Consider the following 16165-nt stretch of genomic DNA (forward strand, 5'->3'; position numbering starts at 1 on the left):
CGCACAGGTTGAGATCATGTGTTGTGCCAGAAACAACACAACCCCAATTGAGCAACACCTCTTTACGCTTCTTCCCGATTGGCTGTGGCGCCAGGTTCAACCAGAACCCGAGTCGACGCAGCAACCTCTCATGCCTGATGACCATAGCGAGTTGGTCCCACCCCTTCCCATCCCGAACAGGACCGTGAAACAACTCCACGCCGATGATAGTGCGGATTGCCCGTGTGAAAGTAGGTAATCGTCAGGCTCCTTATGCAGCAAGTCCAGAACCCCGGTGTCTCCGAAAGAGAACCGGGGTTCTGGCGTTTACGTGTCTGAAATGCGTGTGCGAGCAAAACGTCGCGCGATTCTTCTATACGTCCTTCGTGTCGAAGAACAAAAGGTCGGCGCCCGCCTGTGCGAAATTGCCGACGTCACGCGCCGCGGCCTCGCCTTCGGGCGAGCCGAGACCGGCACGCAAAGCATCGAAGCTATCGAAGCTCAGCACGGCCGCGAGGTGATACGGCGATGGCCCTTGCGGCGTCGACACCGGCCCGTTGCTGACTTCGTAACGCGTCATGCCCGGGATTTTCTTCGCGAGGGGGATATGCGTCGACGCGTAGTAGGCATCGAACGCGGCGGTATCCGCCGGAGTTTTGTAGAGCACGACGAGCTTGGCCATGACGTTGTCTCCTGGTTGGTTGGCAGGACATATTACGCGCATGTGCGAAGTCAGGCCGGTAGCCGTTCATCGCGCTCGAGTCGTCCAAGCGTGCCAAACAAAAAAGCCCGTCACATGTGTGACGGGCTTTTTTCATTCGAGCACTCTACAAGCGCTGCGTTAAAACCGCTTAACGCTCCAGGAACGGCCGCAGCTTGTCCGCGCGGCTCGGGTGCATCAGCTTGCGCATCGCCTTGCTTTCGATCTGGCGAATCCGCTCACGCGTCACGTCGAACTGCTTGCCCACTTCTTCGAGCGTGTGGTCCGAAGTCGTGTCGATGCCGTAACGCATGCGCAGCACCTTCGCTTCGCGCGGCGAGAGTGCCTTGAGCGCCTCGTCGATGGCAGCGCGCATGTTCGCGTGGATCGCCGCGTCGGCCGGCGAAGCCGAACCCGCGTCCTCGATCATGTCGCCGAGCGTCGCGTCGCCGTCGTCGCCCACCGGGCTTTCGAGCGAGACCGGTTGCTTGGCGATCTTGAGGATGCCGCGCACCTTCTCTTCGGTCATGCCCATGCGCGCGGCGAGATCCGCCGGATGCGCTTCCATGCCCGTCTGCTGAAGAATCTCGCGCGAGATGCGGTTGAGCTTGTTGATCGTTTCGATCATGTGCACCGGCACGCGGATCGTGCGCGCCTGGTCGGCGAGCGCACGCGTCACGGCCTGACGCACCCACCACGTCGCGTACGTCGAGAACTTCCAGCCACGGCGATATTCGAACTTGTCCACCGCCTTCATCAGGCCGATGTTGCCTTCCTGGATCAGGTCGAGGAACTGCATGCCGCGGTTCACGTACTTCTTCGCGATCGAGATCACGAGACGCAGGTTGGCCTTGACCATCTCGCCCTTCGCCTGACGCATCTTCGACTCGGCAACCGTCATGCGGCGGTTGATCGCCTTGATCTGTTGCAGCGACAACGATGCAGCCGCTTCGATCTCGGCGAGCTTGCGCTGTTCCGCCTGGATAGCGGGCAGGCTGCGCTCGATCGAAGGACCGTACTTGCTCGATGCGGCAGCGGCGCGCACGCCCCATTCCAGATCGGTTTCGTGGCCCGGGAACTGCTCCACGAACGCCTCGCGCGGCATGCCGCAGCGATCGACGACGATGGCGAGCACATTGCGCTCGATCGCACGAATCTGTGCGACCTGCTCGTGCAGCAGCGTGCACAGGCGGTCGATGGTGCGGGCCGTGAAGCGGATCGGCGCGAGTTCGGTCTGGATGTCGGCGCAGATCTGCATCTCGGCGGACGAGGCGCGCGCGTTGACGTCCGTCGTGCATGCCATCTGTTCGAACAGCGTGCGAACGCGCGCGAAGATCGCGAGGCTGTCCGCCTTCAGTTGCGCGAGCAGCGCTTCGTTGGCCTTGCTGTTGTCGGCGTCGTCGTCGCTGTCTTCATCGGAATCGTCCGACGAGTCGTCGTCCGAGGCCTGAGCGTCGACTTCTTCGTCTGAGTCGGTGTCGGCCGCAGCGGCCGGCTCTTGCGCGGCTTCGTCGCTGCCGATGCCGTCGACGAGCTCGTCGATGCGCATTTCGTCGGCGGCAATACGGTCGGCGTCGGCGAGAATCGTCGCGACGATCGACGGGCAAGCCGCGATCGCCTGGATCATTTCCTGGAGGCCGTCTTCGATGCGCTTGGCGACTTCGATTTCGCCGGCACGCGTGAGCAGCTCGCTCGAGCCCATTTCGCGCATATACATGCGCACGGGGTCGGTCGTGCGGCCGAACTCGGAGTCGACCGTCGAGAGCGCGACTTCGACTTCCTCGTCGGCTTCGTCGTCGGCCTGCTGGTCGGCGCGGGAATCTTCGTTCAGCAGCAGCGTGTCGGCGTCGGGCGCCTGCTCGTAGACCTGCACGCCCATGTCGTTGAACGTGGCGACGATCGTTTCGAGCGCGGCCGTCTGCGCGAAGTTGTCGGGCAGATGGTCGTTAATGTCGGCGTGCGTGAGATAACCGCGTTCGCGGCCGAGCTTGATGAGCGCCCGCATTTGATGCTGGCGTTTTTCGAGTTGCGAGCCTGCGTCCAACTGATTCGTGTCGCCGGACTTGTCTTTCGACGAGCGGCGTGCGGGGCGGGCAGACGAGGTCAGCGCTTCGTCCCGGTCATGGCTTGTCAATACATTCTCCTCGAAGGGATAGCCCGACAAGGGCAAAAAGGGTCACGCGCCAGCGGCGTGGCGTCCTGGCGATGACGAAATTGCAGGGGAGTGGGCGGGGGCGCGCATGCCGGTCCCGCCAAGCGAGCGCCAAACGCACAAAGGCGTGGCAGCCTGGATTTTCGTGCAATGCAGAAAGACCGCGTATGGTAGTGCGTTACGGCATGCGAGGCAACCCGAATCGTCGTGTTTGCGGCACATTGACCGCCTTTAGGGTCGGGTCTTTTGCTCATCCAGCCGATCGCGCACTTTCTACGTGATTCCCTTAGACAAACTTTCGCACGGTTTGTTCCGCTGAATTTGATCTTCAGGCTTTGCACGTGCAATCGTTCCCCATTACTCATTTATGCGCTCCGAATTCGCTCGTACCCCGTCAATCTCACGTGCGAATCGAGACAACACTTTGAACGCACTCGCCGGAGCACGGGTTGACGGTGCCCGGCGCCCGCTGGGTCACCCAATCGCCTGCGTAGCTTCCATATGGGGATCGGCATCCCCGTGGACAAGAGCGCAGCACGGCGCCGGGTCAGGGCGGGAATTCGTCGTATTGCGGCAGCGAATCCGTGATCTCGAACCACCGGGCCCGCGAGCCCACGAAGATATGCGCAGCCGGGCGGATATCGGGCGCGTCGACCAGCGTGCCGAGCGTCACGTGGACATAGGCGCCTTCGCGCACGACTGAATAGAGCAGCGAGCCGCAGCGGCCGCAATGGACGTCGTGAGCGGCCTGGGGATCGCCGTAGATCAATGCATGCGCCGCGCCCTGCGTGAGGCGAAGCGCTTCGCGCTCGATGCCCGCGAAGGGCTTGAACGCCGAACCGGTCGCGCGGCGGCACTGCGAGCAGTGGCAGATGAACGCGTAACGGAACGCATTCGCGACGTCGTAGCGGACAGCGCCGCACAGGCACTGGCCGCGCAGCGCGGTGGAAGGATCGATGTGGGTGTCGGCGGGCATGATGGGCGCAAGGGCAGATGTGGGTCGAATGAATCGACCGGTCAATCGGCAATGGCCAGGCCAATGTCAAACATTGCAATGCTGCCAGTCTGCGAACGGCGTTCCGTCTCGTAAGCGTCACCACCATCTTACGCATCGGTCTCGCGCTGCGCAGGAAACAGCAAAGGTCACCACATATGGGGATTGGGCTGCCGGTAATGCCCTGTGCGACGGCCAATGCGCGTTCCCGAGGCTCCAAAACACCGAATTGAGCGGTGATTTTCCCATAGATGGTTACCTTTTGCGCCCCGCACGCCAGGTAACCGCCCCACGGCCCTACCCCGGCCTTTCCCGCAGTTCCTTCAATCCCTTGATGACGACGAGCAGCGCGCGGCCGTGCTCCTCCGAACCGTCCCAGGCCTCGACGATCGCGTTGCGCAGCAAATCGTTATAAGCCGCCGCATGCCGGCCCGCCGCCGGCGCCTTCACGCCATAGAAACTGCATAGCTTGTTGAATGACGCGCTCCGGCGCACCCGCCGCCCGTTCGACGTGCGAAGACGTGAAACGGTAGGCTGGCTGACGCCGGAAAGACGCGCGATTTCGCTGGCAGAACGCGCATCTGCCGATAACCGCCGCAGCAGCTCCTGCACGGGAAAATGAGTGTCTGGGGCTTCCATGTCATGCATTATACATATACAGTAACGGTTATTGAATTGCCTGTCAGAATCGACAGGCAGCAGCATTCCGAGGAAGTCGATGGCTCTAAAACACCTGCCGCCCACGTTTTGCTGGTCCCGCATCGGGCCAGATGCCGGCGTTGATCTCCCCACGCTGATCCTGCGCAAGGAGTGGGAGCGCCGGCAGGGCGGCGGGCGGTTCCTGTGGGGCATCGGCCAGTCGCTCGGCAGCAGCGCGCAGGTCGCCGCATTGCGCACGGGGTCGCTCCTCGCGCTTTTTTCGCCGGCGGCAAGCCGTCCGCGCGCGGCGGTCAAGCGCGCCGGCCGCGCCGACGTCGTGGTCTGGAATGCGTGGATCGACGCGAGCGGCCAGGTGCGCCAGCTCCCGCAGCACGTGTTCGTCACGAGCAGCGCCACGCTGCCCTCCGGCGCCGCGCGCGAGCACCACTACGCGCTCGTCTGCGTCTCGCCCACCGAGCTCAGCATCGGCAGTTCGTTGCGCGTGCATCCGGAGCGGCTGCGCAGCGTGAACACGGGCAAGGCGCCCAGCCCCTCGCAAGGCACCGTGGTGGTGGACTGCGTCGAGCGGGCCGCGCAGGCGGGCGGCAAGAGCCATGCGCTCGTGTTCACGGCGGAACTGGAGGCACCGTATTTCGTGCGCCTCACACAGCCCACGCTCGTGAAGGCGCGCGATCTCGCGGCGATCCACGAGGCGTCGCGCATGGGCGACTTCGAGACCTGGGCAACCCTCACGAAGCGCGTGCGCAGCGAGGCTTGCGCGCAGCAGTCGCGCGGCTACACGCGCGACCTTTTCGACGTGCCGCCGGCCGAGCACACGGCGTCCTCGCGCCATGGCGGCGCCCGCATGCGCCATGTCTCCCGCGCGGGAGACTGGACGCAGCTCACGATGGAACTCATCCATGGCGATTCCCACCCGTTCACAAGAGGCCGAGGCCGCGCAACGCTTTTTTGAGGCGAGCCGCAACGTCGAGCGCGCCTTTCGCGCGCTTCGCACCGAGATCGACGACGAAGTCGCCTCGCCGCTGGCCTATGGCGCCGCGCAATCGCGGCTCGATCGCGCACTCGACGAACTGGCGTGCGCGCAGGCCGTGTTCGACTCGATAACCGTCGTGCGGCCGGGCGCCGGCAACGGCCATCAGGATCACTGAAAGACCGGCGCGATGACCCGCGAAGCGGCACGTACCGGAGCGGGCCCGACGGCGCTGGTCGCCATCGAGCACAACCTGCCGCCCGCGGAGCGCATCGTCGACGATGCGCTCGCCGCCGCTTTTCTGCCGCCCGTTGCGCGGGTGCTGGCCGAGCGCTGCGGCGCTGGCGGCGCACGCTGGCTGATGCGCGCGACCGAGCGCAAACACCCCGGTCTCTGGGGCGGCGTCCTGTGCCGCAAGCGCTATATCGACGAGGCGCTGCACGCTTCGTCGCCGCAGATGGAGGCGCTCGTCAACCTCGGCGCCGGTTTCGACACGCGCGCATTCCGGCCGCGGCCGGCCGCCGCCTTGCCCGCCTGGGAACTGGATCAAGCGGCGAACATCGAGGCGAAGCGGCGGCGAGCCGTGGCGCGCTTCGGCAAGGTGCCCGCCCATGTGCAACTGGTGGCGATCGATTTCGAGCACGAGTCCATCGCGGCAGTGCTCGCCGCGCGCGGTTACGGGCGCGCCCGGCGCACGTTCTTCATCTGGGAAGGCGTCACGCAGTATCTGGACGAAGCGGGCGTGCGCGCGACACTCGACTTTCTCGCGACCGCCGCGCCCGGCAGCCGGCTCGCGCTGACCTACGTGCTCAAGGACTTTCTGGCGGCCCGCGAGTTGTATGGCGCGGCGGCCATGCATCGGCGTTTCGTTGCGCGGCAGTCCGTCTGGCGCTTCGGCCTCGATCCGCAGGCGCTGCCGTCGTTCCTCGCGTCATACGGCTGGCGCGTGCTCGAACATCCCGAAGCCGTGGCGCTCGAGCGACGCTTTATCGCACCCACCGGCCGCGCGCTCACCTGCATGCCGTTGGAGCGCTGCGTGCTCGCGCAACGCGTTACCTGAATATCGAGACGCGGCGACAATCACAAGTTGTCCTCATACACGCACCGCACGCATCGCCATGCCCGGCTTCTCCCTCCGGCGCCGCGAAAGCGTTGACGAACATGCCCACCTCCCAGACCACCGATGCGCCGCGCCCGGAAGAAACGTTCGCCGCAGCCGAAGCCGCCTGGCAGCGCGGTGAAACGCATACGGCGCGCACGCTGTGCGAGCGCCTGATCGCGGCCAATCCGCACGACGCCAACGCGCTGAACCTCGCAGGCTTGATCGAAAGCGGGCGTGATCCTCTGGCCGCCCGTGCGCTCATCGGTCGCGCGCTCGCCGAGCGGGAAGACCCGCTCTTTCTCGTGAACTTCGCCATGACCTGCCAGCGCGCCGCCGACCGCGACATCGCGATCCGGGCGCTGCACCGCGCGATCGAACTGCTGCCGGACTTTCCCGTCGCGCACAACAACCTGGGCCACCTCTACGGCGAAGCGGGCGATTGCGCACAGGCCACGCGCCACTTCGAGCGCGCGATTGCGCTCGCGCCCGCCCACGCGGCGATTCACTTCAACTACGGGACCATGCTGCACAAGGCGGGCGAGTTCGCCCGTGCGGAAGCACTGCTGCGCCGCACGCTCGACCTCGCGCCGGGTCACGTCGACGCCTGGAACAACCTCGCGCAGGTTTTGCTCGCAACGCATCGCACCCCCGAAGCGCTGAGCATGCTCGAGCACGCCCACAAGCTCGCATCGGATTCGGTCGACGTGCTCACGAATCTCGGCTGCGTCCTGCTGGGCGCGGGCCGCATCGACGAAGCAAAGGCGGCGCTCGAGCGCGCGCTCGAACGCGATCCCGGCCGGGTGTCCGCGTGGAACAACCTTGGCAACTTGCTCATGCAGACCGGCCATATCGACGAGGCGCGCGCGGCGTTCGACCGCGCCATCGCGATCAAGCCCGACTTTGCCGACGCGCACATCAATCTGGGCAACGCGCACAGCAAGTCGGGCGACATCGGCGAGGCCATCGCCTGCTATCGCCGCGCCATGGCCTGCCATCCCGCCGGTATCGGCGCGCACAGCAACCTGCTCTGGTCGCTGATGTTCGCCGTCGACGACGGCCACGCGCTGCGTGCCGAAGCCGAACAATTCTCGGCCCGCCACGAGTCGGCGCTGCTCGCCGCCAGCGAGGGCGCGCATTACGCGAATACGCCCGAACCGGCGCGGCGGCTGCGCATCGGCTACGTGTCGCCCGATTTTCGCCACCACTGCCAGTCGCTGTTCACCACGCCGCTGTTGCGCCATCACGATCACGCGGCGTTCGATATCGTCTGCTACTCGCTGGGCGCAAAGGCCGACGAAGTGACAAACCAGCTACGCAGCTTTGCCGACATCTGGCGCGACGTGCATGATTTCGACGACGCGCGCCTCGCCCGGCAGATCCGCGACGACCGCATCGACGTGCTCGTCGACCTCACGATGCACATGGACGGCGCGCGGCGCTTGCTGTTCGCGCAGCGGCCCGCGCCGGTTCAGGCGGCCTGGCTCGCGTATCCGGGCACGACGGGCAGCCCGTCCATCGGCTGGCGCTTGACCGACCCCTGGCTCGACCCGGTCGGCGCGGCGCATATCGACGATCAGTACACCGAGCGCTCGCTGCGCCTGCCCGACAGCTTCTGGTGCTATGACGCGCTCGCACCGGGCGTGGACGTGAATCCGCTGCCGGCGCAGTCGGCCGGGCACATCACGTTCGGATGCCTGAACAATCCCTGCAAGCTGACCGAAGCCACGCTTGCGCTCTGGTCCGGCGTGTTCGCCGCGCTGCCCGAGTCACGCCTGCTGCTGATGGCGCCGCCGGGCCGCGCCCGCGAGCGGCTGGCAGCGCGCTTCGCGGCGCACGGCATCGATCCGGCGCGTGTGAGCTTCGTGGGCTTTCAGGGGCGCACCGATTATTTGCGCACCTACGGGCGAATCGACATCGCGCTCGACACGTTCCCGGCCAACGGCCACACCACGAGTCTCGACGCCTTCTGGATGGGCGTGCCGGTGCCCACGCGCTACGGCCGCTCGGCGGTGAGCCGCGCCGGGCTCTGCCTGCTTGCGAACCTCGGATTGCCGGAGCTGGCCGCGTCGAGCGACGCCGGCTACGTGGCCGCGCTCACGTCGCTCGCTCGCGACCTGCCGCGCCTCGCCGCGCTGCGCGCCGGCCTGCGCGCGCGCATGCAGGCGTCGCCACTCATGGACGGCGCGCGTTTCGCGAGCAATATGGAAGCCGCTTTCCGGCACATGTGGAAAGCGTGGTGTACGGAGCAGCGCGCGGCCCCCGGCGCGGCGTCCTGACCCGTACCCGTTCGGGGCGAACTCAGCCCTTTTTCTCCTCCACCGTCAGCTCCAGCAAGGCCGCCACGAGCGGCCAGCGTCTCGCGGCGGCCTGCCACGCGTCCTCGGCCTGGACGTCGAGATAGCGGTCGCGATCCACGCCCTCGACAAGGCGCGCCAGCGCGTCGATATCGCTCGGCAGCGCGGGACCGCTGCGCGAACGCCGCCCGGAGCCCCACAAGCGCAGCGCCATTACTTGCCCTCCACCCACACGCCGTCGGGCGTATGGATCACGTAGCCATTTGGCGTCGTCATGGTGACCGTGCCTTCGTTTTCGCCCACCATGCGCGTTTGCGGCAGGTTGCTCGCGTACTGCGCGAGCGGCGGCGCGCCGGTGGCGAACGGGCTGTGCGCCACGAGATTCGAGAGCAGTTGCGCGAGCGCGAGATAGCTCGTCGGCGTGTCGATGGTCGTCACGCCGCCGGTGTGCTCGCTGCCGGCCGGCAGCCCCACCACCTTCACGCCCACGGGCACGTGGACGATGTTCGGCGTCGGGATCTCGCGCATGCCCGCAATCTGGTTTTCCTCGCCGCGCAGCGCCGCGCCGTGCTCGGGCACGAACACGATCACGGCGCGGCGCCCCGATTGCGCAACGAGGTTGATCAGCTTGTCGACGTCGCCGAGCAGATTTTGTAGCCGGATCGGGTAGGACTGGAGACTCGTGAGATTGTTGTTCGGCCGGGGCAAGCGGTTGCCGTCGTGCATCGAGACCGTGTTGTAGTAGAGCGCGACCGGACCGCCGCCCGCGGCGACGCGTTGCTTGTACCAGCGCGAGAGCACGTCGTAGTCGCCGACGAGCGGCGAGCCGTCGAATTCCTTCATCGCTTCCGGCAGGCCGTCGTTCGAGGGAATCGTCACGCCCGGCACGCCGATTTCATTGACCACCGTGCCACGGAAATTGTCGAAGCGGCCGTTGTGGTTGAGCAGCGCCTGCGGCTTGTAGCCCGCCTGCGCGAGCTGCGCGAACAGATGGCACTCGGGCGGCGCGGGGTCGTAGAGCGCCTTGTGCGGCTCCTGCCCGCAGGAGGCGCGCAGCACGCGAATCGCGGCGGGGCCGCTATAGCTCGCGGCGGAGCTGAAGTTCTGGAAGATGTAGTCGAAGCGCGAGAACAGCGGGTTGTTGCGCATCTTCACGACATCCATGTCGTCCCACGAGAGCGAGCAGATATGCACCACGATGATGTCGAACTGCGCGTTCGCGTCGGTCGTGAGCGGCGTGAAATTCACGTGGCGGCCTTCCTCGTTGGCGCGGAACGCCGCGAGCTGCTGGTCGTAGCTGCCCGACTGCTCGTCGCGCTTCTTGCCCGTGCCGCCGTCGTCGTCGCCGCTGCTCGCGAGCGAGGCATTGGCGGTCGCGTTCGCGACGATCGAGCCCACGCCCTGCCACACCGGCATGACCACGAGCGCGATGAGCACTAGCGTCGTCACGCGCACCCAGCGGTTGATGAGGAAGTAGAGCAGCACCGCCAGCACCGCTGTGACGACCATCGAAAGCGAGATCACGCGCCGCGTGAGCTCGAACATGTACGCGGGCGTGAAGGTGAGCAGCACCGGAATCTGCGAGATCGCCCGGCCGATGTCGGGCATGCTCGACTCGTGGTACGCAATGGCGATGCCCACGATGACGGCGATCACATGGCGCGCGATACGCAGCCACCGGTAGCGCAGCGGCACGAGCAGCAGGATGACGAAGCCGAAGTTCATCCACCACTCGGGCTTGAGCGTGCCGATCGAGTAGAGGTACAGCTTGGCGAGGAAGTAGAGATTCCAGAGACCCATGATGGTGTTCGCGTTCCAGGGTGTGGCGGCGTGATGTGGCGGCTGTGGTTATCAGGGTTGTCAGGGCTGGCGGGCCTGATCGGCCCGGCGTCGCGTGAAGAGACTTTCCAGTGCGTCGAAGAACGCGTCGATCAGGCGCATGTAGCCCTGCCAGCTCAGCTCGATCAACTGGACGAGGCCGTGCAGCGGCGCGTCGGTGGGGGGCTCGTCCTCCCATTCGAGCCAGGCGTCGGCGCGGCCGAACGTGCATTCCACGAGCTTGCGCTCCGTCTCCACCGTCATGCCGACGAAGCGCACGCCCAGACGCCGGTCGGCCAGGCGCGCGACCACGGCGGGAAAGTCGTGCTCCAGCACGCCGCGCGAGAGCGTCACGTTGATGCGCTCGCCCGGCGCGAGCTTCGTCGCGGTGTCGGCGGGCAACATAAGGCCGAGACCGCCCATCGAGTAGTTCTCGGTCTTGCACGCGAGCGTGCGTCCGTCGGGCAGCGTGAGCATGGCGGGCACGCGCAGCGGAATGCGGTGCGCGACGCGCACCTGCTTCGCTTCCTTCGCCACGCCGAGCGCGAGGCCGAGCACGATGAGGTTCACGGTGGCCCAGAAGAGATTCATGAAGACCGTGGCGGGCTCGTCGGTTGGCCAGATCGTGAGGCGGCCAATGCCCGCGAGCACGGCGCACACGTTGATTGTGAGCAGCACGAGATACGGCTTCGAAATCGTCCAGTCGAGATACTCGTGCTCGATGTGACCGCCCTTGGAGGTCACGTTGAACTTGCCGAGCTTCGGGTTGATGAACGCCATGGTGGTGGGCAGCACGATGTACCACGCGAGCACCGACTCATAGGCTTCGGCCCAGAACGAGTGCCGGTAGCGCCCCTGGATGCGCGAGTTGGCGATGGCTGCAATCACCAGATACGGCACCACGTACGCGAGGATCACGGGCGCGGGCGTGTTGATCACATGGAGTCCGAAATACAGGTACGCGCCCGGCATCACGAGGAAGATGAGGCGCGGGAAGCCGTAGAAGAAGTGCAGCATGGCGTTGCTATAGCACATGCGTTGGAAGAACGAGAGGCCCTTGCCGACCCACGGATTGTCGATGCGGAAGATCTGCGTCATGCCGCGCGCCCAGCGGATGCGCTGGCCGATGTGGTCGGCGAGGCTGTCCGTGGCGAGCCCCGCCGCCTGCACGGTGCGCAGGTAAGCCGAGGTATAGCCGTGGCGATGCAGGCGCAGCGAGGTGTGGGCGTCTTCGGTCACCGTCTCGGTCGCGATCCCGCCGATGTGCTCGAGCGCCGCGCGCTTGATCACGGCGCACGAGCCGCAGAAGAACGTGGCGTCCCAGAAGTCGTTGCCGTCCTGGATCAGGCCGTAGAACAGGCTGCCTTCGTTGGGCACGCGGTGGAACGTGTCGAAGTTGCGCTCGAACGGGTCGGGCGAGAAGAAGTGGTGGGGCGTTTGCACCATCGCGCACTTCTTGTCGGCGAGAAACACGCCCACGGTCGTTTGCAGGAAGGAGCGCGTGGGAATGTGGTCGCAATCGAAGATCGCGATGTACTCGCCGTCGGTGAGCGGCATCGCGTGGTTGATGTTGCCCGCCTTCGCGTGCGTGTGTTCGTCGCGGCGCAGGTAGCCCACGCCCGCATCGCGCGCGAAGTCGCGGAATTCGTCGCGGTCGCCGTCGTCGAGAATGTAGACGCGCAGCTTGTCGCGCGGCCAGTCGATCGAGCTGGCGGCGAACACGGTGGGCCGCACCACCGAAAGCGACTCGTTATAGGTGGGAATGTAGATGTCGACGGTCGGCCAGTTGGCGGGGTCGTCGGGCAGCGGCGAGGGCTTGCGGCGCAGCGGCCACGCGGTCTGCACGTAGCCGAAGATCAGCACGATCCACGTGTACAGTTCGGCCGCGTAGAGGATGTAGCCGACGATGGCTTCGGCGGGGCTCGAAAGATGCAGCGTTTGCGTGGAGCGCCACCACACGTAGCGGCCCGTCATGAGGATCGAGAGCATCACCATCAGCATGGTGGCGAGCCGTCCCGGCACGCGGCGCGCGATCAGCACCACGACGTACACGAGCAGGAACAGCAGGACCTGACCCGCGAACGGCAGCGGCGTCGTGCACACGACGATGGCCGCGACGAAGGCGAGCCACAGCAGGCACTGGCGCAGGAAAGGCACGCGGTCGAGCGACTCGGAGGCCTGTTCGAGGCGCTGCTGGACGCCGTCCCACGGCACGTCGGGCAGATGCAGTCCCACGGCCGAACTCACGCGCGAGACGCCGCGATACGCGGGTTCGAGCATGCGGGCGAGCCAGGCGCGCAGCGCGAAGCGATGGTGGCCGTGCGGCGCCTTGTGAAGCTTGCGCAGGTCGGCGGCGAGGCGCTGGCGCGCGCGGCGCGGCCGCAGAAAGAGCCGCATCAGCCACGCGCTCGCGCTGCGGTCGCGGCCCATGTCCAGGCGCCGGCCGATGTCCTTGCCGAGCCACGCGAACGCGAGGGCGGGCACGTCGCGCCGGCCGGGGCGCGGCGGCCGGAAGAAGGCGCGCAGCAGCCACTGGCCGCCCGTGGCGTCGGGGGCGAGGTTGAGCTCGGGCGCACTCAGGCGGCGCAACGCCGCCCAGAACGCGGCCCACGTTGCAGTCCACATCGCGCCGACGCGCTCGCGGATCATGGCGTGCCTCCGCGTGCGGCGTGCCGCGCGAGCGGTTCGTCGGTCGCGTCGAGGCTCGCGCCGGTGCTCCAGTGCGAGATCCACGAGGCCACGCCGTTGAAGTCGTGCGCGGCCTGCGAGCTGGGCGCGCTCAGGCAGAAGTTCTCCCCGCCGGCGAGCGCGGCGGGCACACCCGTATCGGCGTGCACGAGGTAGGGCAGCATGGCGGCGCCCAGGCGCGCGCGCAGCAGCGCGACCACGTCCATGTGCAACTGGCGCGCGGGCACGACCGCATTGGCCACGAACACGGCGCGCTTTTGCGCGCGCACGAGCGCGTCGATGAAGCGCGGCAGCGTCGCGCACGCGGTGGCGCAGGGCGTGAGCACGCCGAGCACGAGGTCGGCCGCGTCGATCGCCTGGCGCGCGTGCGCCGAGGGCCACGTGCCCGCGTCGATGAGCGCGAGCGTATGCGCGGGCAGGTCCACGCGGGCGAGCAGCTCGCGCAGCCAGCCGGGGCGCGCGTCGAGCCGGGCGCTGGCGTCGTCGCCGGGGGAATCGTCGTTGCCCGCGAGCGTGCCCCACGGCAGCACGAGCACGCCGTCGTCGCTTTGCAGCGCGGCGCGCGACCAGGCGTCGTCGTCCGTGCCGGCCGCCAGATGCGTGACGAGTCCTTCGCGCGCGTTCTCGCGCAAGCCGAAATGCAGCGAGAGCACGTTGCGCGGGTCGCATTCCACGGCGAGCGCGACGTGCTCGCGCGCGGCCAGCAACCCGGCGAGCGCGGCGGTGAGCGTGGTGCGGCCTGCGCCGCCGACGGTAGACACGATGGCGATGGTTTTCATCGGCGCGACCCCGTCTGGCCAAAGCGGCGCTGGCCGCGAATCACGAGGGGCTCCAGTTGCGGCGGCAACTGGAGCGGGCGCGAGCGCACGGGGCGCAGCCACATCGGCACGAAGCGGCCGAGCCGCAGGCGCCAGCCGATCCAGGAGAGCGGCACGCCGAGTATCAAGCCCCAGACGAAGTAACCGAGGAAGACATCCATGTCGCTCTCCTATGCTTTGAGCGGCAGCGGCGCGCGGCGCGGCGCGGCGCGCGGCTTCGCGTTGTCCACGCGCGCGGCGGGGTCGAGCGCGGGCAACAGGCCGCCGTTTATGGGAGCCGTGGCGCGCGGTTCGACGGGCGCGGCCGCCACACTCGTCGCGGCCGGCGGCACGCTCTGGCCGTTCGCCTGCACCGAGACGGTGGCGGCCGCGGCGGGCTGACCCTCGTTGAGCGCGAGCCAGCCCGAATAGTCGGGCGGCGGCGTGGTTTCGATTTCGTCGGCGAGCGTGGCGAGCGATTCGGTGATCGCGCGGGCGTCGCCGTAGCGCTCCTCGCCCTGGAACAGCTCGGCCAGCGGCAACTGGAACACGCGCTGGCACACGGCGTCGGCGTCGCTCAGGCGGCACGCGAAGAAGAACACGTAGAGGCTGTCGCCGTTCGCGGTCACGATGTCGCCCGCGCGGCGCAAGTGGCATGCCTTGAGCGCGTCCACGTGCGCGACTTCCGGCATCAGCGCGAGGCGGATCAGCACGCTCGGCAACTGGATCACGCGGCTGCGCTCCACGGCCGCGCGCACGAGTTCGACGAAGTGCGCCGCGCCCACGTAGCCGCTTTCCTCGCCATGCACCACGGCGGCGAGCGCCGCCCGGTAATCGGCGGGCATGGGCCGCGAATACACCTGGCCTTGCAGACTGTCGACGATGGCCTCGACCTGGGCGAGCGGCGTTTGCCGCGCGATCACGCGGTTCGCGCCGAGGTTGAGCATGAGCGACTCGTAGCGCATGGCCACGGCGTCCTCGCGCACGATGATCTTGAGCGCTTCGCCGCATTGCAGGCGCAGCGTGTGCACCTGTTCGGCGAGCGTTTCCAGATCGCGATTCACGCTGAAGTCGAGAATCAGCGTAGCCGCGACCGAGGTGCGCGCGGCGGCCACGGCCGCCTCGTTGTTGTCGACGATCTGCCACGCCGGCGGCAGCACGCGCTCGTGCAGCATGGCGTCGCGCGAAACGATCACGCGGCCTTCGTCGGGGGCGAGCAGGCCCGCTTCGCCAATCTCGGTTTCGAACGTGCCGCCCGAGACCGTGAGCCGGTGATCGGTGGCCGAAAAGCGCAGCGGCACGCTCTGGCTGCCGTGCACCGCGTCGCCGGCGCGCCAGAACGCCACTTCCCAGTGATACTGGCCCTGCACCTGGTGCAGTTGCGCCGCGCCCGCGAAGCGCGCCTGAAACGCGTCCAGCTCGGGATGCTCCTGATCGTCGCCGAGACCCGGCGGCGCGGCCACCATCAGCACACCGTAACGATGCTGCGCGCACCAGCCCGCAAGCTGCGCGCCCTGGCTTGCGAGCGCGGCGGCGTCCTGCCAGTTGAAGAACGCCTCTGCGCCCTCGATGAAGAACTGGCTTTCGGGCGCCGCGCATTGGGTGGCCAGCGCGTCGAGCGCTTCGATCAGCACCTGCGCGCCGTCGCGATCCGGCTGCGGGCGCAGCGCGCATACGTTTGCCCACGCATGCAGGGAACCGCTCCGGTCGATGTCCACGCCATGATCGCGCAGCGTGGCGGCGAGGCTCGCGGCGTCGCGCGTGGAGAGCACGGTGGCGGGACCGGCGAGCGCGGCCGCGGCCGTCTGCCAGAACAGCGCGTCGCGCGCGGGCGACGCGCCTGCGTAGACCACGTGCACCTGGCCCGCGCCGAGCGTGGCGAGCGAGGCCGGCAGGCCGTCGATCGCAAGCGGCTCGCGGCGCGCGAGGCGCGAGAACAGCGAGCGGCGCGGGTCGCGGCCGCCGGCGGCCGGCGTCGCGGGGAGGGTGGCGGGATCGTTCATCGTAGGGC

Annotated in this window: 14 protein-coding genes and 1 rRNA gene; 5 read left to right on the top strand and 10 right to left on the bottom strand. The window is 67.5% G+C overall.

The annotated features are described in order from the left end of the window. The first annotated feature begins 133 nt into the window (after positions 1-133). Positions 134-247, top strand: a 5S ribosomal RNA gene (rrf, locus tag C7402_RS09455). A 105-nt stretch (positions 248-352) separates the two neighbouring features. Here the strand turns inward: rrf and C7402_RS09460 are convergent. From C7402_RS09460 to C7402_RS09475, 4 genes are all read right to left on the bottom strand, one after another. Further along, positions 353-661, bottom strand: coding sequence for an EthD family reductase (locus C7402_RS09460; protein ID WP_116610459.1), 309 nt, complete (start codon positions 659-661; stop codon positions 353-355). A gap of 169 nt (positions 662-830) precedes the next feature. Beyond that, on the bottom strand, positions 831-2813 hold the full coding sequence (gene rpoD / locus C7402_RS09465; RefSeq protein ID WP_116610460.1) for an RNA polymerase sigma factor RpoD: 1983 nt from the start codon (positions 2811-2813) through the stop codon (positions 831-833). A gap of 565 nt (positions 2814-3378) precedes the next feature. Further along, on the bottom strand, positions 3379-3807 hold the full coding sequence (locus C7402_RS09470) for a GFA family protein (protein ID WP_116610461.1): 429 nt from the start codon (positions 3805-3807) through the stop codon (positions 3379-3381). A gap of 315 nt (positions 3808-4122) precedes the next feature. Further along, on the bottom strand, positions 4123-4464 hold the full coding sequence (locus C7402_RS09475; RefSeq protein WP_112170734.1) for a helix-turn-helix domain-containing protein: 342 nt from the start codon (positions 4462-4464) through the stop codon (positions 4123-4125). A 79-nt stretch (positions 4465-4543) separates the two neighbouring features. On the opposite strand from C7402_RS09475, the gene C7402_RS09480 reads away from it, so the two are divergent. The 4 genes from C7402_RS09480 (at position 4544) to C7402_RS09495 (ending at position 8833) form a co-directional block, all read left to right on the top strand. Next, positions 4544-5437: a hypothetical protein gene (locus C7402_RS09480; protein WP_116610462.1), complete on the top strand. Its 894-nt coding sequence runs from the start codon at positions 4544-4546 to the stop codon at positions 5435-5437. Further along, a complete protein-coding gene (locus C7402_RS09485) occupies positions 5385-5633 on the top strand; it encodes a hypothetical protein (RefSeq protein ID WP_116610463.1) in 249 nt (82 codons plus the stop codon). Before C7402_RS09480 ends, C7402_RS09485 begins: the two co-directional genes overlap by 53 nt. 12 nt (positions 5634-5645) lie before the next feature. After that, positions 5646-6515 carry an SAM-dependent methyltransferase gene (locus C7402_RS09490; RefSeq protein ID WP_116610464.1) on the top strand — a complete coding sequence of 290 codons (870 nt, stop codon included), beginning with the start codon at positions 5646-5648 and terminating at the stop codon, positions 6513-6515. A 101-nt stretch (positions 6516-6616) separates the two neighbouring features. After that, positions 6617-8833 carry an O-linked N-acetylglucosamine transferase, SPINDLY family protein gene (locus C7402_RS09495; RefSeq protein WP_116610465.1) on the top strand — a complete coding sequence of 739 codons (2217 nt, stop codon included), beginning with the start codon at positions 6617-6619 and terminating at the stop codon, positions 8831-8833. Between the two features lie 22 nt (positions 8834-8855). Here C7402_RS09495 and bcsR read toward each other — a convergent pair whose 3' ends face one another. The 6 genes from bcsR to bcsE are packed head-to-tail and all read right to left on the bottom strand — an operon-like array spanning position 8856 to position 16157. After that, positions 8856-9065 carry a BcsR/BcsP family cellulose biosynthesis protein gene (gene bcsR / locus C7402_RS09500; RefSeq protein ID WP_112170681.1) on the bottom strand — a complete coding sequence of 70 codons (210 nt, stop codon included), beginning with the start codon at positions 9063-9065 and terminating at the stop codon, positions 8856-8858. Continuing rightward, positions 9065-10651: a cellulose biosynthesis protein BcsG gene (bcsG, locus tag C7402_RS09505; RefSeq protein ID WP_116610466.1), complete on the bottom strand. Its 1587-nt coding sequence runs from the start codon at positions 10649-10651 to the stop codon at positions 9065-9067. Before bcsG ends, bcsR begins: the two co-directional genes overlap by 1 nt. Before the next feature lie 60 nt (positions 10652-10711). Beyond that, positions 10712-13318: a UDP-forming cellulose synthase catalytic subunit gene (bcsA, locus tag C7402_RS09510; RefSeq protein ID WP_244314803.1), complete on the bottom strand. Its 2607-nt coding sequence runs from the start codon at positions 13316-13318 to the stop codon at positions 10712-10714. Next, entirely contained in the window at positions 13315-14136 is an 822-nt protein-coding gene (bcsQ, locus tag C7402_RS09515; protein ID WP_116610467.1) for a cellulose biosynthesis protein BcsQ, read from the bottom strand. The genes bcsA and bcsQ overlap by 4 nt, the downstream gene beginning before the upstream one ends. Beyond that, entirely contained in the window at positions 14133-14336 is a 204-nt protein-coding gene (locus C7402_RS09520; RefSeq protein WP_112170678.1) for a hypothetical protein, read from the bottom strand. Before C7402_RS09520 ends, bcsQ begins: the two co-directional genes overlap by 4 nt. Before the next feature lie 9 nt (positions 14337-14345). Then, positions 14346-16157 (bottom strand): cellulose biosynthesis protein BcsE, encoded by a 1812-nt coding sequence (gene bcsE, locus C7402_RS09525; protein WP_116610468.1) that lies wholly within the window; start codon positions 16155-16157, stop codon positions 14346-14348. Positions 16158-16165 lie beyond the last annotated feature (8 nt).

Source organism: Paraburkholderia unamae (genome assembly GCF_003096875.1).
Taxonomy (GTDB): Bacteria; Pseudomonadota; Gammaproteobacteria; order Burkholderiales; family Burkholderiaceae; genus Paraburkholderia; species Paraburkholderia unamae.